The organism is Salinimicrobium sp. WS361 (genome assembly GCF_050750585.1).
Lineage (GTDB): Bacteria > Bacteroidota > Bacteroidia > Flavobacteriales > Flavobacteriaceae > Salinimicrobium.
This window is the reverse complement of sequence record NZ_JBOJLM010000013.1, coordinates 1-23,095: the sequence shown is the minus strand read 5'-3', so window position 1 is coordinate 23,095 and position 23,095 is coordinate 1. Positions and strand designations below refer to the sequence as shown.

Annotated in this window: 18 protein-coding genes; 13 read left to right on the top strand and 5 right to left on the bottom strand. The window is 39.4% G+C overall.

What is annotated here, in order from left to right:
* The first annotated feature begins 10 nt into the window (after positions 1–10).
* The 7 genes from pelA (at position 11) to ACQ93I_RS12890 (ending at position 6,913) form a co-directional block, all read left to right on the top strand.
* Positions 11–1,825, top strand: coding sequence for a pectate lyase (gene pelA / locus ACQ93I_RS12920; RefSeq protein ID WP_431698858.1), 1,815 nt, complete (start codon positions 11–13; stop codon positions 1,823–1,825).
* A complete protein-coding gene (locus ACQ93I_RS12915) occupies positions 1,795–2,160 on the top strand; it encodes a cupin domain-containing protein (protein WP_431698857.1) in 366 nt (121 codons plus the stop codon). Before pelA ends, ACQ93I_RS12915 begins: the two co-directional genes overlap by 31 nt.
* A 5-nt stretch (positions 2,161–2,165) precedes the next feature.
* Positions 2,166–3,227, top strand: a complete 1,062-nt coding sequence (locus ACQ93I_RS12910) for a glycoside hydrolase family 28 protein (RefSeq protein WP_431698856.1) — start codon at positions 2,166–2,168, stop codon at positions 3,225–3,227.
* An 11-nt stretch (positions 3,228–3,238) separates the two neighbouring features.
* Positions 3,239–3,535 (top strand): glycosyl hydrolase family 28 protein, encoded by a 297-nt coding sequence (locus ACQ93I_RS12905; RefSeq protein ID WP_431698855.1) that lies wholly within the window; start codon positions 3,239–3,241, stop codon positions 3,533–3,535.
* A gap of 93 nt (positions 3,536–3,628) precedes the next feature.
* Positions 3,629–4,819, top strand: a complete 1,191-nt coding sequence (gene uxuA, locus ACQ93I_RS12900) for a mannonate dehydratase (RefSeq protein ID WP_431698854.1) — start codon at positions 3,629–3,631, stop codon at positions 4,817–4,819.
* A gap of 12 nt (positions 4,820–4,831) precedes the next feature.
* Positions 4,832–5,638, top strand: coding sequence for an SDR family oxidoreductase (locus tag ACQ93I_RS12895; protein WP_431698853.1), 807 nt, complete (start codon positions 4,832–4,834; stop codon positions 5,636–5,638).
* 12 nt (positions 5,639–5,650) lie between these two features.
* Positions 5,651–6,913 (top strand): tagaturonate epimerase family protein, encoded by a 1,263-nt coding sequence (locus ACQ93I_RS12890; protein WP_431698852.1) that lies wholly within the window; start codon positions 5,651–5,653, stop codon positions 6,911–6,913.
* A gap of 224 nt (positions 6,914–7,137) precedes the next feature.
* Here the strand turns inward: ACQ93I_RS12890 and ACQ93I_RS12885 are convergent, their stop codons facing one another.
* Together ACQ93I_RS12885 and ACQ93I_RS12880 are read right to left on the bottom strand one after the other, a co-directional pair.
* A complete protein-coding gene (locus ACQ93I_RS12885) occupies positions 7,138–8,316 on the bottom strand; it encodes a PepSY-associated TM helix domain-containing protein (protein ID WP_431698851.1) in 1,179 nt (392 codons plus the stop codon).
* Positions 8,317–8,970: 654 nt separating this feature from the next.
* Positions 8,971–9,732, bottom strand: coding sequence for an outer membrane beta-barrel protein (locus ACQ93I_RS12880; protein WP_431698850.1), 762 nt, complete (start codon positions 9,730–9,732; stop codon positions 8,971–8,973).
* A 1,058-nt stretch (positions 9,733–10,790) separates the two neighbouring features.
* On the opposite strand from ACQ93I_RS12880, the gene ACQ93I_RS12875 reads away from it, so the two are divergent.
* The gene (locus tag ACQ93I_RS12875) at positions 10,791–12,122 is read left to right on the top strand and encodes a tyrosine-type recombinase/integrase (RefSeq protein WP_431698849.1); all 1,332 of its coding nucleotides are present in this window, start codon (positions 10,791–10,793) and stop codon (positions 12,120–12,122) included.
* Between the two features lie 257 nt (positions 12,123–12,379).
* Here the strand turns inward: ACQ93I_RS12875 and ACQ93I_RS12870 are convergent, their stop codons facing one another.
* Positions 12,380–13,126, bottom strand: a complete 747-nt coding sequence (locus tag ACQ93I_RS12870; RefSeq protein ID WP_431698848.1) for a hypothetical protein — start codon at positions 13,124–13,126, stop codon at positions 12,380–12,382.
* A 979-nt stretch (positions 13,127–14,105) separates the two neighbouring features.
* Between ACQ93I_RS12870 and ACQ93I_RS12865 the strand changes: the two genes are divergently transcribed.
* Complete coding sequence (locus tag ACQ93I_RS12865) at positions 14,106–14,270, top strand: hypothetical protein (RefSeq protein ID WP_431698847.1); 165 nt, start codon at positions 14,106–14,108, stop codon at positions 14,268–14,270.
* Between the two features lie 775 nt (positions 14,271–15,045).
* Here the strand turns inward: ACQ93I_RS12865 and ACQ93I_RS12860 are convergent.
* The gene (locus ACQ93I_RS12860; RefSeq protein ID WP_431698916.1) at positions 15,046–15,456 is read right to left on the bottom strand and encodes a site-specific integrase; all 411 of its coding nucleotides are present in this window, start codon (positions 15,454–15,456) and stop codon (positions 15,046–15,048) included.
* Between the two features lie 478 nt (positions 15,457–15,934).
* Complete coding sequence (locus tag ACQ93I_RS12855; RefSeq protein WP_431698915.1) at positions 15,935–16,165, bottom strand: Arm DNA-binding domain-containing protein; 231 nt, start codon at positions 16,163–16,165, stop codon at positions 15,935–15,937.
* 614 nt (positions 16,166–16,779) lie between these two features.
* Between ACQ93I_RS12855 and ACQ93I_RS12850 the strand changes: the two genes are divergently transcribed.
* The 4 genes from ACQ93I_RS12850 (at position 16,780) to ACQ93I_RS12835 (ending at position 22,731) form a co-directional block, all read left to right on the top strand.
* Positions 16,780–17,271 (top strand): HYC_CC_PP family protein, encoded by a 492-nt coding sequence (locus tag ACQ93I_RS12850; RefSeq protein WP_424494145.1) that lies wholly within the window; start codon positions 16,780–16,782, stop codon positions 17,269–17,271.
* Positions 17,272–17,385: 114 nt separating this feature from the next.
* Positions 17,386–20,466 (top strand): SusC/RagA family TonB-linked outer membrane protein, encoded by a 3,081-nt coding sequence (locus ACQ93I_RS12845; protein WP_431698846.1) that lies wholly within the window; start codon positions 17,386–17,388, stop codon positions 20,464–20,466.
* Between the two features lie 16 nt (positions 20,467–20,482).
* Positions 20,483–21,931: a RagB/SusD family nutrient uptake outer membrane protein gene (locus tag ACQ93I_RS12840; protein ID WP_431698845.1), complete on the top strand. Its 1,449-nt coding sequence runs from the start codon at positions 20,483–20,485 to the stop codon at positions 21,929–21,931.
* 71 nt (positions 21,932–22,002) lie between these two features.
* Positions 22,003–22,731: a PepSY domain-containing protein gene (locus ACQ93I_RS12835; protein WP_431698844.1), complete on the top strand. Its 729-nt coding sequence runs from the start codon at positions 22,003–22,005 to the stop codon at positions 22,729–22,731.
* Positions 22,732–23,095: the final 364 nt, after the last annotated feature.

Here is a 23,095-nt window from a genome sequence, read left to right as displayed (position 1 = left end):
CTGCTCAAAAATGAAAAAACTGATTGTGTTTTTTATGATCTTCTGTTCATTGCAGATCATCGCTCAGGAGAAGCCGACGTTATTTCTCATAGGTGACTCCACAATGTCCGACAAAAAGGATCCCGATAAAAATCCGGAACACGGCTGGGGACAAATGCTTCCGGAGTTGATGACTTCAGAAATTGATATTGAGAACCATGCAGTCAATGGTCGCAGTACCAGGAATTTTATTGCTGAAGGTCGCTGGGAAAAGGTCAGAGAACAACTGAAGCCGGGGGATTTCGTGTTTATTCAGTTTGGGCACAATGATCAAAAGGTAAATGATCCAGCCAGGTATACGAATCCTTTTACACAATACAGAAGCAATCTTGAGAAGTTTGTGAGAGAGACAAGGGAGAAGGGAGCGACGCCAATTCTTCTGAGTTCTATCGTGCGGCGGAATTTCAATGAAAATGGGGTGCTGGTAGACACTCACGGGCAGTATCCTTTGGTGGTGAGAATGGTCGCCGAAGACATGAATGTACCTTTTATTGATATGCAGTTGCTTACTGAGCAGTTGGAGATTTCTTACGGTTCACAGAATTCAAAACAGTTGCACTTGCACCTCGAACCCGGCGAAGATCCCTACGAGCCAAAAGGAGTAACCGATGATACGCACCTTTCCAAAACGGGTGCGACAATTGTTGCTACTCTAGCACTTCAGGAGATCGCAAGGCAGGATCTGGAGTTGAAAAAATATATAAATGATGATGTTCTTTCCCGCGAGATCCTCGGAGATCCCTCAGTTGGAGATGTTGTATATTCTGAAAAAATACCGTGGAGAAAAGCGTTGAGGCAGGAGGAGCAGTGGTATGGCAGTAAGGAAGCTCAAAGAATTGCAGACAATGTATTGCTTTATCAACATCACAACGGAGGTTGGTACAAGAATAATGACATGTCCAATGAGCTGACTCCCCAGGAGAAAGAAGACCTGATTGAGGCAAAGGCAAAAGATGCCGGTACCACTATAGACAATGGCGCAACGCATACCCAGCTGCGGTATTTGGCAAAGGTCTACAAGGCTACTGGAAAAGAGGAGTATAAAAAGGCATTTTTGAAAGGTGTGGATTTTCTTCTTGAGGCCCAATATCCCAGTGGCGGCTGGCCTCAATTCTATCCCATAAAAAAAGGATATTACGAGCACATTACCTATAACGACGGAGCAATAATAGGGGTCATGAGGTTGTTGCGGGACATAGCAAAAAATGAAGAGCCCTACACCTTCGTGGATGCTGGCATGAAGAAAAAAGCCCGTAAAGCTGTTGATAAGGGCCTTGAAATAATTCTTGCGACTCAGGTAAAAGTAGATGGGAAGCTCACAGTTTGGGGCGCTCAGCACGATAAAAAAACGCTTCAGCCTGCGAAAGCAAGAGCTTATGAATTAGCCTCATTAAGTGGTAAGGAAAGTGCCGAAATTGTGCGGTTTTTAATGGAAATCGAAAATCCTTCCGAGGCGGTAAAAACCTCCATTCGAAGTGCTATGAAGTGGTTTGAAGATGCCAAAGTAACGGGGAAAAGAGTGGAGTGGATCAAAGGATCTGATCTTCCTGAAGGTCGTGATAGAATTGTAGTCGAAGATCCTGAGGGTGGTCCCCTGTGGGGAAGATTTACCGAAATTGGAACTAACAAAATCATGTTCATAGGACGTGACGGAGTGGTGAAATATAATCTCGATGAAATTGAGCATGAACGGCGCACCAACTATAGCTACATCGATAATTATGCTGAAGATCTTTTAAATGAAAAATATCCCGAATGGGAACAAAAACATACCTCTCAAAAATGATAAAAGGAAAGAACTTTTTTAAAGAAGCTGAAGCTGAATGGGAACCTGCCGGAGAAGGAATCACCCGGCAAATTACCGGCTATAACACACAGCTGATGGTGGTGAAAGTGAAATTTGAAAAAGGCGCGGTGGGATATGTGCATGATCATTTTCATTCCCAGGGAACTGTCGTGGCTTCAGGAAAATTTAAGATAAGCATTGACGGCAAATCTGAAATTCTGGAAATCGGCGACGGATTCTTTGTACCGCCGAATGCCAAACACGGTGCCGAATGCCTTGAGACGGGAATGCTGATAGATGTATTTAGTCCGGTACGGGAGGATTTTCTAAAATAGAAGACATGAAAAAAATTATTGTACTGTGGGTAATTTCCTTAATTGGAATAGATGCTCAGGCACAGTTATCTGAACAGGAAAGAAAGGCCGCCATTGAGGAGATCGTGGAAAGAATTCAGCTTCCGGAGATTCCGGATTATCAGGTTTCAGTAAAGAAATTCGGAGCTAAAGGGGATTCGGTTTCAAATAATAAAAGAGCTTTTGACAAAGCTATGAGCCACCTGAAGAAAAGAAAAGGCGGGACACTCATAGTTCCGAAGGGAGTTTATACAGTCAATGGTCCGATTCATTTCGTGAGCAATGTAAACCTTCATCTGGAAGGGGGTGCAAAGATCAGGTTTGGGGAAGATCCTAAAGATTATCCGATGGTGCTTACCAGTTGGGAAGGCACTATGCTGTATAATTATAGTCCGCTTATCTACGGAAACGAACTTGAAAATATAGCAATTACCGGGAAAGGTACTATTGACGGTGAAGGTGGAGGCGCATGGTCAGCCTGGAAACAACTCGAGGATAAGGATAAACAATTGAGCAGAGAAATGAATCACTCCGGAATTCCTGTGGAGCAAAGGATCTTTGGAGAAGGGCATTACCTGCGCCCGCAGTTGATCCAGTTCGTCAATTCAAAAAATATCCTGCTCGAAGAAGTTACCATTGAAGATTCCCCTTTTTGGTGCGTTCACCTGCTAAAGTCCAAAAGCGCAACCCTACGCGGACTCAAATTTGACGCCCATAACTTTAACAATGACGGGATAGATGCAGAATACGCCAGTGATATTCTCATTGAGGACGTGAAATTTGATAACGGAGATGACAATATCGCGATTAAAGCCGGTAGGGATCATGAAGGACGTGCAAATACAGCTACCCCTTCAGAAAATATAGTGATAAGGAATAACCTGTTAAAAGGTCTCCACGGAGTGGTGATTGGCAGCGAAATGTCTGCCGGGGTCCAAAATGTTTATATTGAAAATAATAAAGCTTGGGGCTATCTCAAAAGAGGAATTTACTTCAAGACCAATCCGGATAGGGGAGGATTTATCAGGAATATTACATCAATGACATAGAACTCCAAAAGGTGGAAGACTGCTTTTATATTACTGCCAACTATCACGGGGAAGGAGAAGGGTTTAATTCAAAGATCTCAGATGTTTTCATCACCAATGTTACCTGTGAAGAGGCTACAGGAACAGCAGTGGTGATCCAGGGTTTTGAAGAAAGTAAAGTTGAGAATGTAAAACTTACCAATATTAAAGTGAGCAAGGCCAAAAATGCAACTTCCATAACCAACACCAAAAATGTCATTTTTGACGAGGTGATCATTGGGGAGGAAGCTACGGTGCCTACTTCAGTTTCAGGAAAGGAGCCACAATAGATTGTTTTAGAGTTGATAGACAGGTAAGATTATTCTGGATCTTCAACTTTGACAAAGCTTAAAATGATCGTAACTTGAATTTAAATTGAACCTATGATTTTTGAACAAAGCTGGAGATGGTATGGACCTCATGACCCGGTGAGCCTTAAAGATATTAAACAGGCCGGTGCCAATGGCGTTGTGACTGCTCTACATCATATTCCGGTAGGGGAGGTGTGGAGTATGGAGGAAATTCAAAAGAGAAAAGACCTTCTGGAAGAAAGCAATAAAAGAGATCGATTTCCGCTACACTGGAATGTGGTTGAGAGCCTTCCGGTTCATGAACATATAAAGCAGGGGAAAGGCGATAAAGCGACTTTTATAGAAAATTACAAGGAGAGCCTGCGGAATCTCGGCAAAAGCGGTATTACCCGTGTCTGTTACAATTTCATGCCTGTCCTTGACTGGCTAAGAACAAATGTGCGGTATCGACTGGAGGACGGCAGTACAGCCCTGCTGCACGACCTGCAAGACCTTATTATTTTCGATCTTTTTATCCTGAAAAGGGAACGCGCAGAAGAAGATTATGATCCCGAAATGGCAGAACGGGCAAAATCCAGATATCCTCAAATGCCACAGGAAGAACTCGAGAGGCTTCGGGAAAGTCTGCTAATGGCATTGCCTGGAGATAGAAAAGGATTTACGCTGGAGAAACTTCGGCAGGGACTTGAGAGTTATAAAGGGATTTCAGCAGAACAGCTTCGGGATAACCTGGTAGATTTTCTAAAAGAGATAATTCCTGTGGCAGAAGAAGCAGGAGTGAAGATGGCAATTCATCCAGATGATCCGCCTTGGCCTGTTTTGGGTTTACCCAGGGTTGTTAGCGATATTGATGATCTAAATTATATTTTCAGTAAAGTGCCACAAAAGGCTAACGGACTCACTTTTTGCAGTGGCAGTTTTGGCGCTTCAGAAAAGAATGATCTTCCCGGGATCATAAAAACTTATTATGACAGAATCCATTTCGTACACCTGCGATCTGTGCAACGGGAAGCAGATTCGCGGTTTTATGAAGCCAATCATCTGGAAGGCAGTGCAGAGATGTACAAGCTGGTTCGCACTTTCTATGAGTGTCAAAAAGGGCAAAAAAGGGAGCCGATCCCTATGAGGCCCGATCATGGACACCAGATGCTTGACGATTTAGAGAAAACCACTTACCCCGGATATTCTGCAATTGGAAGACTTAGAGGTTTGGCAGAATTAAGGGGGCTGGAAATGGGCATTGAAAGATCTTTAGAAAATTAATGATAACAAAATATGAATAATTTACAAGATAAAGTAGCGGTAGTAACCGGCGGGAATGGAGTTCTGGGAGGAGCTATTGCCATGGGCCTGGCTGCCCAAGGAGTGAAGGTTGGAATCCTGGGTAGGAGTGAAGATACCGTACAGGCACGGGTAAAAGAGATTGAAAATGCTGGAGGAAAAGCCCTTGGGCTCGTTGCCGATGTGCTCGACGAAGAAAGTTTAGTGGCAGCAAAGAAAAAAATTCAGGAGGCGTTCGGGAAAGTGGATATCCTGGTCAATGCCGCCGGCGGAAACCAAAAAGGAGCAACAATAACACCCGATCAAAGTTTCTTTGACCTGGACCTGAATTCCTTCGATAAGGTGAATCAGCTCAATTTTAAAGGCACAGTGCTACCTTCTTTGGTTTTTGCCAGGGAAATGGTAGCGCAAAAGAGCGGGAGCATTATAAATATTTCTTCCCTTGCAGCGCAACGGGCGCTTACAAGAGTGCTGGGATATTCTGCAGCTAAAGCGGCAGTTAACAATTTTACCAGGTGGCTGGCTGTGGAAATGGCTCAAAAATATGGCGACGGAATCAGGGTAAATGCCATTGCCCCCGGATTTTTCATTGGGGAACAGAACCGGGACCTTCTATTGAAGGAGGATGGAAATCTTACAGCACGCGGGGAGACCATAATTGGTCAAACTCCCATGAACAGGTTTGGGAAACCCGAAGAATTACAAGGTGCAGCCAACTGGCTTGCTGGAGATGGTTCCTCCTTTGTGACAGGAACCGTAATTGCCGTGGATGGAGGCTTTGGAGCCTTTAGCGGAGTTTAAAATTTGAAAAATATGGACGCATTGGGAAAATATTCATTTGGAGTAGGGGATAGATTTGGGAAAGAAGGAAAGGCGCAACTTGAAGCCATTTTGAAAATTCGGAAAGCAGGAGTAGAGGTCATTCCGGTCTGGAACAAGTCGAACCGGGAACATGAAACAGTGGGAACACGTCCTCAAAGCCTCCGGGAGGAAGCCGATAATGCGGTGAAGGCTGCCGGTTACGAAGGTGATTATTTCGTAGATGCAGACCATATCAATTTTAAAACTGTAGATCCCTACCTGGAAGTAAGTGATTTTTTCACCATCGATGTAGCCGTATTTATAGGTAAACCGGCCCCCGAACAGGAAGAGGAGCGATTTCTTAGCTTTTTTAGAGAATATTCGGGGGAACTGAAGATTCCGGGAATTGAGCGGAAAATGCAGATCTCCAAAATCCAGCTTCGGGAAATGCTTGGTAATTTTCTATTGGCGGCAAAGAATGCGGGTGAGGTCTACTTCTACATTCAGGAAAATAAAAAGGAGGAGGTTTACATAGAGGTTTCAATAGATGAGGTGGCGAATCCTCAAACCCCTGTAGAGCTGTTCTTCATTTTAGCTGCTCTTGCTTATTACAAGGTTCCGGTAAATACTATAGCGCCTAAGTTTACTGGCAACTTCTATAAAGGAGTAGATTATCAGGGAGATGTCAAACAATTTGAGAAGGAATTTGAGGAGGATCTGCTGGTGATAGATTTCGCTGTGAAAGAATTCGGGCTGCCACAGGATCTCAGGATCAGTGTACATACCGGCAGTGATAAGTTTTCGGTCTACCCCGTGATACGCAGGCTCATTCAAAAGCATAATGCAGGGCTTCATCTAAAGACAGCGGGAACAACCTGGCTGGAAGAACTCATTGGCATAGCAGAAAGTGAAAGAGAAGGATTCCATTTCAGTATAGAGCTTTACCGGGAGGCATTGGAGCGTTATGATGAATTGACCAAGGATTATAAGTCGGTACTTTCGATAGACAAATCGAAATTACCTGCGCCCGAAGATTTCTCCTCGGGGAAGGAATTTGCTGCTGCCCTGCGCCATGAGCCAGACTCTTCAGAATATAACCTGCACTTTAGGCAGTTGCTGCATACCGCGTACAAAATTGCTGCGGAAAAAGGAGATGAGTTTTTTGCCCTTTTAGAGAGGTATAGAGAAAAGATTGAAGAGAATGTAACAGATAATCTTTATCGAAAACACCTGAAACCTTTGTTCCTGGCTGATCATGAAAATAACAGCTTCTAAAGTTCCCTTGAGCTTCTTCAAAAGACGAAAAGCTTTTACTAACCTTAATAGCGGCAGAATTTAATATCTTAAAAGCTTTCTGATTTAAACATTTTCCACACCAGTATAACTTTTAGTAGTAGTATATCTGGAAGACCTTCAGCAGGTGCTCAAAAATGGCTTTTTTGAGCACCTTTTGTGCTTTAAAAACTTTCCGCAGATTATAATATTCCTTCGGAAGAATATCAGGTGAATTCGAGTTCGCGGGTTCTTAGCCTGGGGCTTTTCTTCTTAAACTTTCGCCCGTACCATAACAAGAATCCTGTGACAGGCAGGCTGGCGCAGATGAGGCTGGCAAAGAAAGCAATTATTTTCCCGGATAGGCCGGCAATTGCCCCTACGTGGATATCGTAGTTCATTCTCATGACCTTTTCTGAAAAACCAGCTTCTTCATAAATCCCATAGATGCTTGGGGTTTCAATTTCCTCCAGGGTATTTTGGTCATAAAAGCGATAATCTGCAGTGTAATAGATTCCGTCGTGATAGGCTACTTCCACATAAATACTTGAAGAATCGGTGTAAGGATAATGTATCTCGAGATCTACAGCTTCAGGATATTCCTTTTTCAGGTCTACAATAAGCGATTCTATAGGAGGATTTTCTGTGATTTTAAAAGTCCCTGATGTGTTATCGGGAATAGTGAAAACCACTTCTTTTTCTCCTCCCATACCTTTATACACAGCGCTTGCAAACCATTCAAATACCATCACCAGGCCTGTGAACACAACAATAACTGCCACAAAGCTTACATAAAATCCCATTACGGAATGTAAATCGAAATTTTTTCGCTTCCACTTGGTGCTTTTCTTCCAGTCGAATGACAGGCGTTGCTTTTTCATTTTCCTGTTTTTGGGCCACCAAAGAATAATACCGGTAACCAGCATAAAGAAAAAGATGAAAGTACTCCAGCCTACTACCTGGCTTCCAATTTCATGAGGGAGCCACAGATACATATGCCCATCGAGAATAAAAGGAAAAAAACCTGTCATGTGGTCTTCCACTTTAAGGACTTCACCCGTGTATGGGTGCAGGTAAACCGACTGGTAAAATTCAGGTTCCAATTCATAGAAAATAACCTCGATGGGTTCATTTTCTTCTGCGTAAAGTGTCCCGTGAACATACCTCCCGGGCAATTCTTCTTCAGCAAGAGCTTTTGCCTCTAAAGGGGTGAGAATGGAGGTGTCTCTTTTCTCTATTTCCGGAAGATCATTGGTGAACATCCTGATCTCCTCCTGGAAAACCCATAGACATCCGGTAACAGCAATAATAAACACAATTGCACCAGTAACCAGTCCAAGATACAGGTGGATTTGCCTAATCCATTTTTTAAGGTTCGATTTGCTCTTCTTATTCTTATTTTTCATGAGAAATAAAAAAGACCGCGAGCGCCAGTAAGCTTTACCCGTGACCGGTTGAATTACAGTTAATAATGCCTTTAATAGTCTTTCCTCTAATCTTAGCGTCTTGTGTAATAGCGGCCGAAACTTTCTGTTTTCCATTTAATACAACAAGGAAGACAAAAGTAGAAATGGCAGCTCTATTACTTTAGATTAAGTCTAAATAAAAGCGGCAGCTAAGTTAATTAGCTCAAAGAACTTCTCCAATTGTTATTTAGACTTTTTTTAAATAAGAAGGTAATGTAAATGAAACAGCGTAAAAAGCTCCCATAGAAAGAGTACGTTAGTAGGATCACTTTAGTTAGCGGGCTCAATTTTATGTGTGGAGTTTTTTTTTCAGAACATCATTAAATTTTCTCTCTACCGGTGATTCACATTATTTAAATAGCCCCAACTTTAGTTCTTGATCCAGAAAAAGTAACACAACAGATGAATTGACAACTGTAAGACAGTTACAATCAGAGAAGGAATTCAACTTAAAGGACATTTGGGTAGAGATCAAACGCAGGCACGATCTTTCAATGAAGGGTTTTAAGCTTAAAACAATATCGTAGTTCTCATCGATAAACATCAATTAAGATATCTGCTGTTTTAAAAAATCAAATTGACCTGATGAATTGATCAATTTGCTGAAGCCGAACTAAAATGATACTGCACTCCAATTTCAATTCCCACACGTAAATTATGTGTCGCCTTAGCCTCCCATTCCGGTTGTATCTCAGGGTCTGCTGTAAAAAGCGGCCGATCGTCTGCATTTGTGAGATCAAATCCATAACCTACACCTGCACTTGCAGAAAAATTTGAAGAAAGGAATTTTTTTAAACCTATTGATCCAATCAAACCAAAAGTAATTTTTTCAAAATGCCAGTCGACATCATTGCTATACCTGAGTTCACCATTTTTATAGTTGATGTTTTTACCTGGAGCATATATCAGCTCAAAATCATTTCCCGTAATAACTGACATATAATCTGTGAGGAAAGAAATTTTAATACCTTGATTTAAAACCAAAAACAAATCTTGCTCTTTATTTATGGGCAAAGAATACTGTACAGTTAGCGGAATTTTCAAATAATTAAATTCCGATTCCATGGGGTAGCGGGGGCCGAAGGCATTGGCAATTTCTTTAAAAAACTGATGTGAATATTCAAATCCTGTTTTAAAACCCCAATTAGAATTCCAATTTTTTTCCATTGTTATTCCCACTGCATATCCATTAGGAATATCCTGCTGGTCTTCAAGATTCAAGGCTGATGAATTGAGCCTATCAAAATAAAAGGTGGAGGCATTGATTCCCACCTGCCAATTCTCTAATGACTGCGACTTACCAATAAAAGGTAAGAGAATAAATATTAATATCGTCAATTTATTCATGTTATCCATTTAAAAGAATGTGTTTAGCTAATCGTGATTGTCTGAGAATGGGAAGTACTTAAAATAAAAAAAATAAATAAGGAATAGTAGAGTTTTTTCATAATGGCACTTGAATTTGGGGGTGATGGCCAATTAATAATTAGTCTTATATTTAACAATAATGCAAATTTATATCCGTAAAATCAAAAAATAACAGCTGTTTATTGCTAATGCATGTATTTTAAAAATTTTTTTAAGACCTGTCGTTGTAATCTATCTTCTGGGATTTGTAACAACAAAATATCTTCCTTGCTTCTGTATAGAAATTTAAAGGATGCCCGCAGAATAAAATTATCCAAAAATGGTGATGAACTAATAGCTCGTATTGTTATCAAAGCCTATATATATGTTAGCTGATATTGTTTCAATCGATCTTTATGAATAATACATGAAATTAGAAAAATAAAATTAGAGCTGACAAATTACTAACGGTTTGCAATGGGAGGTCTCTAATAATAAGGCGTCCGTGAGAAAAGTTCTTTTTTGGCGACTATCAGCTCATGTACCTTACAGTTAATACCGTCGCCACAACAATAAGCCTCAACAACAGCATCTTTCCATTCTAAAGTAAAAGCCTTTAGAAGCTAGTTTAGAGGTGTGAAAAACGTAGAGTTCTTTCTTCACAGGATTACCTACAATATTCAGCTAATCCACAACTTTTGTTCTTAATTCCTATCAAATGAAATCAAAAAAGAATTTATGCGGATGAAAAAGGGGAATGTTTTACCTATGTTGTACCTAAGAAATAAAAAACCGAGATATCTTATCCCGGTTTTCCTTTATCTACTGGTAGCGAGAACGAGATTTGAACTCGTGACCTCCGGGTTATGAACTTGATGTTTTATCTATGCAATTTCAACTAAAACCATGCAAAATGTTTGATTTACAGTGCTTTATATAATACCTGATCTTAATTAGAAGGTATTAAAATCAAATTATTCTGTACTTATTCTGTACTATTCTGTACTTATTCTGTACTAACTGCCTAAACATTTCACTATCTTTACTAAGTTTTAAATCAGATCATTATGGCTAATGTAAAGATTGTTTTACGGAAGAACATGATAAGAAAGGATGGCACAATTCCCCTTGCATTGAGGATTAGTGAAAATTATAAAACAAATTATCATTGGCTTGGACAATATGTTTTTGAAAAGGACTGGGATAAAACTGCTGGAAAAGTTAAGAGAACTCATCCCAATTATAGAAAATTGAACAATTTTTTGATGAAAAAGTTGACAGAGGTCAATGATATGTATTTTGAGTCGAAAGATCGTATTACTCCCAAACAAATCAAACAAAAATTAAAAGGTCCTGGGGGCTTAAAATCTTTTTTTACATTAGCAGCTGAACGTATAAAGGACAAATATGAAAGGGGAACATTCTCTGTAGCCAAATCCGAATTGTCAATCCTCTATAATTTAGAAGAATTTTTACATCTAAAAAAATCTAAAAACAAATCTACAGTTATCAAAGAGATCAAAGAACGACGTAGAGAGCGTATAAGTAGGGCAAAAAGGGCCGAATATATGTGGATGGATGGAGTGAACTATTTTCAAAAAAGTACAGCTTTACGATTTCAGGAAATTGATGAGGCATTTATAAATAAATATAAAACTTTTTGTCTTTCTTATTTAAACCAAACAACCAGAACTGTTACTAATCAGCTTATTTTTATTAGAACACTTTTTAACCTAGCAATAAAAGAAGGAATTATTGATCAAAAGTATTATCCTTTTGCAGGGGAAAAAGAGAAAATTCGAATTGGTTCTGGTAATAAAATCGGTCTAACTATAGAAGAGGTTGAAAAAATAGAAGCTCTGAAATTTGAAGAAGGTGCTTCAATTTGGCATACTCACAATGTTTGGCTTTTTGCCTTCTATTTTGCAGGCATACGTATTTCTGATGTGGTTAAACTGAAATGGTCTGATTTTAAAGATAATCGTCTTTATTATGTAATGAATAAGAATGATAAGGCGTTGAGCTTAAAAATTCCTGATAAAGCCGAAAAAATATTAAGCTATTACAGAAAGGACAAGATACTTTATAATGGATATATATTTCCTTTTCTTAAAAATGTCCATCCTAAAGATGCTGAAGAAATTTATATAAAAACAAAAAATGCTACCAAACTTCTCAATAAATATCTAAAACGAATTGCAGAGGAATGTGGTATAGATAAAAATTTATCCAATCACATTGCAAGACACAGCTTTGGGAATATTGCAGGTGATAAAATTCATCCTTTGATGCTGCAAAAGCTCTATCGACATAGTAATCTAAAGACTACTCTGAATTATCAGGCCAATTTCATTCATCGAGATGCTGATGAAGCTTTGGATAGTGTAATAAATTTTTGAATAGGTGAAGATTTTCTTGTGAAGAATATAATTAGTAACTAATTTGAGAAGGTGAAATTCTTGCTTTTATGGAAAATCATGAGTGCGGCAGGGTTAAATTGCCTCTCCCGTTTTAGAGTGGTTTTATTTAGTCGTAAATTTTGTCAATTCAAGACAAATAAAGTGGATTTAATAATGGATAGGCATTGGTGATTCTTCAAGATCTACGATGTGTTAGTTTTAGCCACTTATTCTTTAAACTTAAGATAAGTTGCTTTTCAATATTCATGATAGCTTGTACCCTTGGTATTTTCTTCCTTAGCTTCTAATTCATTTAGATCCCTAGATTGAGCTCCATTAGAAATTTCAGAAAAGTGAACCAAGCAAAATAGCGCCAGTATGTAGAATATTCTGCTGAGATAGAGGAAAGTGGTATGATCCAAATAAATAGATGCAAAACCTGTAAGATTCGAAAGTGCCAAAGCCAAAACCCCTACTAAAAAAGAAGCTGATATTTCGTTGCTGTACCGATCATAAACAAGAATAGCACCTGCTATTAAAAGAAGAGAAGAAAAACCATGTAAATAAAATAATAATGTTAGAGCAATATCATTATTACCGGCTGTCAAAGTATTTCCAATAACAAAAACAAAAATTCCATTTACAGCAAATACTATTGAAAAATATAGTTTCTGAAAAGAACTCATGTGGAACTTTTCTAAATTCTCTTTTATTTCGAACAAAAGTAAAAGATAGGCTGAAGAGTGTAGAGCAAAAAAAGCCTGCTGTGCAATAGTTGATTCAAAATCTAGAATAAATATGTCTGCGATAAGAAAAAGCAGAAGAGCACCTAATAAAAAAACTTTTTTAGAGGAATCAGTGACCAGAAAATATAGACAGTAAATTCCAGAACAAAGAATTCTACCCCACCTACTATTTTCCTCGTTTAATGCCCAGATTAATACAACATTCACCACCACCAGGGCAACAACAATGGATAAGGAAATGATTTTCGAAGACTTCATAATATTTTGTTAAAAAGACAAACATACTACTTTCACCTGATAATTAGGTTTTTCATCGATTATTATTAAAAACAAATCGTTTTTATTAAAAAGCTGCAGATGGACGGCCATAATTTCTAGTGAAGATTTGTAAAAATCCATTAAGAAAAAATAAAGGGGAGAAGAAAGCAAGAGGATCACACGCTGCGCGATGTCATAGGTTTACAAGCATTTCCGTCTCTAGTTTAAAAGATCATTACTAATTTTGCGGCAAATGCTCTGGTAACCCTCGTCATTAGTGGATCTTTTGCGGCTAGCGTTACTATTTTGAATAAACCTGCTTTCATCACAGATTTATTAGTTTGATAGATTTGGACTTGCAGCACTTGCTGTGTTTTCATTACGGGCGCGAGGAATTATTAGAAATAGCCTCTCCTATGGTAATACAAGGCATCCTAGAAAATGTAAAAACTATAGGAAGGGATTTTTCTGGTTTAAGATCAGTAAAGGAAAATCGCCCAGCCTTCGATCATAACCATATACCTTAAACTGGAAAAACAGAGGAGGACCCCTGCAGTGCCTATAGTTTAGAAATTCATAGTCGTTCCTCTTCTAGGAACTTACAATTTACCATTAAATTTCTTAATAAGAAAAAGGATGCGGTTGATAAGTCATTTAGGTAATGTGGCCTCAAAACATTGTATTAGTTCGGGGGATTTGGGCTTGCAGCAGTTTGCTGCGCTTCGTTCGCTTTTATTTTAGGTGCCCAACATCTAATAGTAATTGTTGATTCATGCCATTCTTGTGATTTTGACTAGACTGAGGATATGTCCTGATCTATCATCAGCAGACTTTGATATTGGCTCTTTCTCAAATTCACTGAATAAAGAATTCTAAGAGCATTTTTTATTTATTATCTTCTTTTCTAACTTAACATGGAAGAAAATAGGTGGAGAGATTGAGAGAGGTTTCACCTCCATTTGTAAAAAAGTCTGAAATTATGCCTCAAGAAAGTATTGACCTCCATTTTACCACACTACACTTTTACGAAAATTATGTGATTTCACAGCCAAAAGAAGGAGTTGTTATTGATTATTCAGAAGTGGCAGATGTAATAAAAATTTGTTCAGAATTTTATGATAATAAAAAGTTCGTTTATTCATAGGAGGGTAAATACCCCGAGGCTTGCCTCGTTAGTAAATGTTGTAAAGTTAGAAAACGTGTTCCACTAAAATGCTCCGTGGGCTTGCCCCGGAGAAATTTACTTATCCAAAAGGGTTCATGATTTCAATGTGAATCCAGTAGCTTATTATAAGCTTGTAAATCTAAGGAATCTCGTAGGTTTTGGAGTGGTTAGCCGGAAAGCATCATCTTTGAACATGGCTACTTTTGAAAGAAATTTCTCAAAAGTTCCTTTTGCCATATTTCTAGATATTGAAAAAGCACAAGAGTGGGTAGAGTCGGTACTTAATAAATGATTTTGCTAGAAGGTTTTTCCTGTTAATTTGTTGCATCACAACATAGTATTAGTTCGGTAGTTTTGGGCTTGCAGCACTTCACTTCGCTGCGTTCGCAGGTTGGGAGTCTAGAAATAATCTGGTTAAATATTTCCCAATATTCCTTTTCTTTTTCGTAAAAACTTTATTTTTAATGTTAAATCACCAGAATAACATTCCCCCAATTTCCCCTGAGGTTAAAATACTCCTCTTTGGATACCAAAGTGGAGTTCAATCTCTCATTTATTCAAAAGATGGAGATAATGATTAAGGATAATTCCAAAGTTTGGAGGCTACTTGTTCTTATTGGCAGTGTGATACTGGCCGCTTATGTTGTGCTGAAGTATGTTTCCTAATCTTAATCAGGGAAAGGTTATGTGATCCTTGATGACTAAGATTTCAAATCTTCTTTTTTTTTTCGCCCGCAAAGAATTAATTCAATTTTTATTGTAAAAGATCCATATCCTCTCCTATCTTCTGATCAACTACCCTTGCATATATTTGAGTGGTTGACAATTTTGAATGTCCCAGGAGCATAGAAACGGTTTCTTTGGGCACACCATTGGATAGGGCAATTGTTGTTGCAAATGTGTGCCTTGCAACATGAAAACTAAGATTCTGCTGAATCTTGCACTGGTCTGCAATCTCTTTCAGGTAATTATTAGTCTTTCGATTGCTATAGACTGGAAGAAAACTTTGTGATACTGGATTCTCATATTTCTGCAGAATCTCACGAGCCTTTTCCAAAAGAGGCATCTTCATTGGAGTTTGACTCTTTTCTCTCCTGCAGTATATCCAATCCTTTCCGTTAACTCCCTGGATTAAATTATCAATAGTGAGATTTTTTACGTCTATATAAGATAAACCTGTATAGCAGGCGAAAAGAAATATATCTTTTGTTGTCTAAAAGTATGACGTTTGAATCGTGTCTCCTCAATAAAATTTAGTTCTCTTTGATGGAGATAAGCACGGTGAAATTTTTTAAACTTCATTTTGTAATTCCGGAAAGGATCCTTTTCAAGCCATCCTAGTTTTATTGAGAGATTGGTGAGCTTTAAACCTTTCCAGATGTTTCATTATTCCATTGTTACTTAGCTGTTTCTTTCCCTTTTGTCCTTTTGCCTCCGAAGAAATTTATCAAAGCCGGTGACAAACTGGTAAGAAATGTTTTTCAGCTAAATGTCCACGGTCTTGTGATCCTTCACCAGATAATCGGCCAAATACTTTTCAGTTGCCCCAAAATTTTTTAAAACTTCATATTTGAGGACATCCCCATTGTTGTTTTATGAGGCTCAATTACATCCTTAAGTGATTTATAAGAAGCGTCTGAGCATTAGAACTTCGATTTTATAGTCTGGGCTGTAACAATCTTATCTTCTTTCAATAGATCTTCATTACACTGGAGCAACTTGGCATGTTTAGCATCAAGGTAGTTGTTAAGGGTAACGGCTTCAGGATTTCTTCCTTTGATCCTATGGGCACGTTCATCCCAGACTTTTGAATTGCAATACCGAGACAAACTAATCTCAGCTCTTTTGCCATTAACAGTTACCCGAGCATAAATAGGTAACCAATTATTTTTAATTTTTGCCTTATTGAGCCAAAAACGAATCCGAAAAGTGGGTTTTGATTATATCGTTGATTTTTAGGCAACCGATTTAACGTTTGAATGAAAAGTCAAATCACTCTAAAGCCCCTAAACTACTGGAAGGTAAGAAATATAAGTAACCGATTAGGAAACCGAATAGATCACATTTTAAATCAATATTAAAAAAAAATGATCTTCAGCTTTATTAAGGTACTGAAAATCTTTAATTAGGTATTATTTGGTGCCATTTAATATAGCAAAAGTCGGGGTAATGCCATTACTGTGGTAAATTCTATGTTCCTGAAAGGAGATGTTTTCAGCGTTGCTGTAGCACGAGCTGTCGTGCCATCCCATCCAAAAGGGGGAATTAAACCGTCCCCAATAGAGTCCATAAAAGATCTTTCCTTCCTCCAAAAGAAATGGTGAAGTTAGAGCCCAAAATTAGCCTTGCAGGAGTTGGTAATGTAGTAATAGCAAACCAAGTTACTGATATTAGAACAAGTTGACCTCTCTTTTCTTAGTCATTCTATAAGAAGAGTCTAGAATAATGCAACATCTTGTGACTACAATTAAATTCCTTTTCTTTCTAATTGAAAAAAGCAGAATTTCATGTTAAAAAAATAATTCCTATTAACATTTTATTATATTTGGAATTCATGAAGAAAGTTTTTTTAAATACTTTTTCTTTTCTGATGGCCATTTTGGTCCTCTTTTCCACGATGTCTTTCACTGTGGAGAAGCATTTTTGCGGTAAGAGTTTGGTAGGACACGCTGTTTTTTCTTCTGTAAAAAAATGCAAGTCCGAAACACACTCCTGTGGAGTGGATAGTATGATGGGCCATATGAAAATGGATAAAGAGGCTTGTTGCTCAGACGAAACCGATCGAATTGAGGGTCAAGATGAATTAAATTTTGCTTCTACCTCTTTCGACTTTATACCGCAGACATTTATTATTCCGTTGTCTTTCATTATAGTTGATCTTCTACCTGAGTTATCTCCGGAGGTAATCAATTATCCTCCTTATCAACCTCCACAACTGGTTTACGACATACAAGTCCTTTGCCAGGTATTTACCATCTGATTTACAGGCGCATCATTCATTGATGCTTATGGAGATTCGGCTGTACATTAAATGTATGCGCTGATATCTTCCCAACTTTATTTCAGATTATCCAATTTTAAAACAACTCACTTTATGAAAAGTAAAATTTTATTGATACTAACCCTGTGTGCAGGGTTAGTAGGGCAGTTATCTTATGCCCAGGAAAAAACAGTTACCGGAACTGTGAGCGACGAGAATGGCATGCCTATTCCCGGAGTAAATGTGATGGTGAAAAATACAACCAATGGAACCCAAACTAACTTCGACGGGGAATATTCAATAACGGCACAGGTGGGCGATGTTCTTAACTTTAGCTATATCGGAAAGAAAATAGTTAACAAGACCATTGGTGCGTCTAATGTGATTAACGTAGAAATGGTGAAAAACGCCGAATCGCTCGATGAGGTTATGGTGGTAGCTTATGGTTCAGCCAACAAACGAAGTTTTACAGGAGCGGCAGAAACAGTGACCAATGAAGCTGTGACTAGAGGGGCTACTGCCAGTTTTGAAACGGCCTTACAGGGAAAGGTTTCAGGGGTAAATATTTCTACTTCAGGCCAGCCTGGAGGTCAGTCTAATGTGCAAATTCGGGGGATTGGATCTATAAGTGGTTCAACTCAGCCTCTGTACGTTCTAGACGGTGTGGTGATAAATACTGATTCAAATTTGAGGGCGGGTGATTTTATGACCGGAAGTACGGGTTATAACCCTTTGTCTACTATCAATTCGGAAGATATTAAGAGTATAACGGTTCTCAAGGATGCTGCAGCTTCTTCTCTTTATGGTTCAAGGGCGGCTAATGGAGTGGTGATCATCACTACCAAGAAAGGTAAAAGAGGGGAGACTGAAATTGCTCTTGGAGTAGAAACCGGTTGGAGTGAGAATCTTACCGAGGAAAAGCTGATCAACAATGAGCAGTTCAAAGATCTGTGGATAGAAGGGCAAATAAACCAATATATTCAGAATAACGAGAATGCCGAGTTCAAAAGAGTGTATGCAGACAATAGCTTGTATAGTACATACCAGAGTCAGGCTGTAAGCGATTACCAGAATATCTACGGAACTACAAATGCCAACGCAGATTGGATGGATGCTATCTACCAGACCGGCTTCATGAGAAAATATAATCTCTCGGCCAGGGGCGGAAATGAAAACACTTCTTTTTTTGTTTCTGGAAATTATCTCGATCAGTCAGGGACAATAATAGAGACCGGGTTGAAACGATATTCAGGTCGTGTAAATCTTGAGAACCAGGCAAAGGACTGGATTACATTAGGAGTTAATCTTTCTGTGGCCAAATCTGAAAGGGATGCAGCTAACATCGACGGAACTTATGCGGGAGGCCTGAACCCGTTGTACATGGCGAGAGTGCTGCCCCCTGCTGCCCCCATTTATGATCCAGAGGGGTATGGAGGATTTGCTAACCTCCCGAATGAGATCGAAAAAAATGCAAATCCTATAGGTGTTCTAAAAGTGGGTGAGTATGAAAATAAGGAATTCCGTGTCAGAGGAGATGCTTCTGCAGAATTTCAAATTATAGATCCCCTAAGTTTCAAGACCACATTTGGAATAGACCAGCAAGCAATAGATGAAACCCTGTATGACAATAAAGAGTTTGGTGCAGGGGGTGGCATCTGGAATGGAGTTCTTAATCGTGTAAAAAGTGAAGTTTTCCAATACACTATTTCGAACATTCTAAACTATAATAAAATGTATGGGAACCATGGGTTGGACGTTCTGCTCGGTCAGGAGTCGCAGGTTTCTGAGATGAATTCTATCAATGTATATGGTTATGACGTTCTCGACAGTGAATTACTGTCGGCAAGTAGTATTGGTGCTCTATGGTCGCATACTGGTTATGCAGAAAATTACTCTTTACTCTCCTATTTTTCACAGGTGGCTTATAACTATAACCAAAAATATTATCTCTCGTCCAGTTTTAGAAGAGACGGATCTTCAAGATTCGGAAAAGATGCCCGATGGGGAACTTTTTGGTCAGTGTCTGGCGCCTGGGTCGTAACTGAAGAAAGCTTTTTAGATGTTGATGGTTTGGATTATTTAAAGTTTAGAGGTAGTTACGGGACAAACGGGAATCTGCCTCCCCAGTATTACGCAGCTTTGGCATTTTTTGAAACTGACGGGAAAGGGTACGGAGGAGAATCAGGTCTGTCTTACGGGCAACTGCAAAACCCAGATCTTTCTTGGGAACAAAGTAAAAATTTCAATTTGGGAATAGATCTTAACCTCTTCAGCGAATTTGATCTTTCTGTGAATTACTTTCATAAAAAGACAGAAGATCTGTTGTTGAATGTACCAGTTTCTTCTACAACAGGTTTCCTGACCCAACTACAGAACTATGGAGAAATGGTGAATAAGGGTTGGGAATTTGAAATCGGTTATACACCTTATACTAATGACAATTTCTCCTGGAGAACCAGTGCGAATCTCACTATTCTTGACAATGAGATCACGAAACTGAAAAATACTATCGTATCTAATTATAGTTCAAGATATGGGCAGGATCCTTTGATCATCAAAGAGGGAGAAAGTATTTATTCTTCCTACCTGAGAGAGTATGCAGGAGTAGACCCTGAGACAGGAATGGCCCAGTATTACGTGCTGGAAAACGGGGAAAGAACCGGAGAAATTACAACAGATGCCCAGAGTGCAGGTTTTGGTATTTTCGGGGATGCTCTGCAGGATTTACAAGGAGGCTTCTTTAACGAGTTCAATTATAAGAACTTTTCTCTCGATTTCTTATTCACATTTGGAATGGGAGGAAAGGTGTATGACCGAACAGCCTTTAAAAGGGATGATGACGGTTACGCTCCACAGTTCACCAATACGGTGGCTCAGTTAAGTCCTTGGAATCCTAATAATACAGATGCTACTGTGCCGATCAGGATCAACGGAAATCCAACTTTTTCCAATGATGTGTCCACCAGGCACCTCTATGATTCAGATTACTTGAAGTTAAAGAATGTGAAGCTGAGTTATAGGCTCCCGGCAATTTGGAATACTGTAAAAGGCGGATCTGTTTATGTGCAGGGGGACAACTTACTGTTGTTGACAGAACTTGACGGATATGATCCCGAGGCAGTTGTCGATGGAGTGAATTTCTTCCAGGTACCAACAGCAAGAACCCTAATGCTGGGACTTCAATTACAATTTTAGACTAAAAAGCAAGAAAATGAAAATATTAAAAAACACATTAGTGATCATAGGTATACTATCCCTTCAGGGATGTAGCGAGGATGTACTCACCCAAACACCAGACCATGTTATTTCTGAAAATCTGGTCCTTAGTTCTGTAGAAAAACTGGATAAATTACTAATCGGTACCTACAATGAAGTTTCCCGGAATACATATCTGGGAAGGGTTTTGTATAAAAGAGCGGCTGTTAAAGGAACAGATTTCAGGTTTGTAAAAACCACTTTTAATCCAAGGGATTACGAATCTATTGCTTATAAATACGAAGAAAGCGCGAACAATAGTGGAAGCTGTGAAGAGCTTTGGAGACAGTCTTTTAAAGCGATAAACAACCTCAATCTCATCATTGCCAACATAGATGCAGCTGAAGGCAATGCTGCTGCAAAACAGGAAATCCTTGGAGAGGCTTTAGGCCTTCGAGGAATGGTCTATTTTGACCTCGCCAGAACTTTTGCCTACCCCTGGATAAGGGCCGGTGCTTCTTCACAAGGCCTGCCTCTTAAACTTTCCTCGGAAGAAGTTGTGGTTGAAAGAAGCTCCCTGGGAGAAACTTATGGCCAAATTCTTCTTGATCTCCAAACGGCACATGATCTCCTGGAGGAAAATACCTGGGAGCAGGGTAGTACTAATTACCTTACCAAGACAGGTGTGAAAGCTTTGCTGGCCAGAGTTTATTTATATAAACAAGACTGGGAGAATGCTTTAAATTATGCTGAGCAGATAATTGCAGCCAGAGGAGAATCCAATCTTATGGGTGTAGATTCTTATGTCTTCACTGACTATAATTCTGAATCATTATTTGAGTTGAGTATCACCAGCCAGAACTCTTTAGGGAGTAATGGTCTTGGAGCCCAGTTTGACGTGAAAGACGGTGGGCAGGGAGATGTTATTGCCACTAAGACCTTTGTGGATTTGTTGGGGGCATATGAAAATGATCCGCGCGCCGCTCTCCTCGAGGAGGATAAGGAAGGTACACAGCAGGCTTTTGTAAAATATACTAACAGAAGCGAAGGCGGAGGGCTGAGTGCTCACAATATTCCTGTTCTCAGGTTGTCCGAAATGTATTTAATTGCAGCAGAAGCAGCCGCGCACGGTGCCGGCGGAGGTGAATCTGAAGCTTTGAACTATTTGAATACACTTATTGAAAACAGAACAACCAACTTTGCTTCCCATCGTGTAACCGAAACGGGGGAAGCTCTTAAAGAAAAAATTGCCGAAGAGAGGAGAAGGGAGCTGGCCTTGGAGGGTCATGGCGTATACGACTATATTCGCAGAGGACAAGCCATTATTCGTCCGGGAGATGAACATGTGAATACAGGAGTAGATGCAGCCAATCTTGATATCCAGGCGAGTGATAACAGAACAATCTGTCCTATCCCTGCGAGTGAAATACAAGCTTCGGGAATGGATCAAACAGAAGGGTATTAAAACAAATAAATTTTCAATTCAGGAGATGAGATCTTAAGAAAAAGCCTCTAATCTCCTTTAACAATGTAATAATGGTAAGAAGACAAACAGCCTTAAAAATTAGACAGGCCCATAGGTACTTGGGAATATTTCTAGGACTACAATTCATTATGTGGACCGTGAGCGGATTATACTTCAGTTGGACTGATATAGACGAGATCCATGGAGATCAATATCGAAAGACTGAAATGAACCACGCTAGTTTTGAAGGGCTTTTAAGTCCATCCGAATCGTCAGGAATGAAGGTGCATTCTGTCGAACTGAAGGAGATCGCCGGAGATCCCTACTACTGGATCAATCACAGTATGTTACATAATGCCCGTACCGGCGAAATGAAAATGGGATTAACAGAAGCTGAAGCTCTATCTATAGCAGACCAGAATATGATAGATGGTTTGGAAGTGGAAAATGTGGAGAGGATAACTGAAACCGGTGATCACCATGAATATCGCAGTGGCCCTCTGCCCGCATATGTAATTTCTTATAATACTCCCGAAAATATTCGAGCATATGTATCCATTGCTGATGGAACTTTTAGGACACTGAGACACAGGGACTGGCGGTGGTTTGATTTCCTCTGGATGACCCACACCATGGATTACGATGGCAGGGATGACTTCAATAACTTTGTTCTGAGAGCCTTCTCTTTACTGGGATTGATCACCGTATTGAGCGGATTTGTGCTTTGGTACATATCTTCCCCCACTATTAGGAAAATTATTAATCCTAAGAAGAAAAAGAAAAAGAAATCCCGCGTTTAACAATTATTAACCTGGATTCCCCTGGCGGATCCATTACTACTCTTTTAAGGATAGAATTGAATTAGCCAAAAAGGCTGTCAAAAGACAGCCTTTTTTATTCATAGGAGGGTAAATACCCCGAGGCTTGCCTCGTTAGTAAATGTTGTAAAGTTAGAAAACGTGTTCCACTAAAATGCTCAGTGGGCTTGCCCCGGAGAAATTTACTCATAGGAGGGTAAATACCCCGAGGCTTGCCTCGTTAGTAAATGTTGTAAAGTTAGAAAACGTGTTCCACTAAAATGCTCCGTGGGCTTGCCCCGGAGAAATTTACTTTTGATAGATTGAGGTTTGGTTCTGAAGTTAATCCTTTCTGTGGAAAACCGGA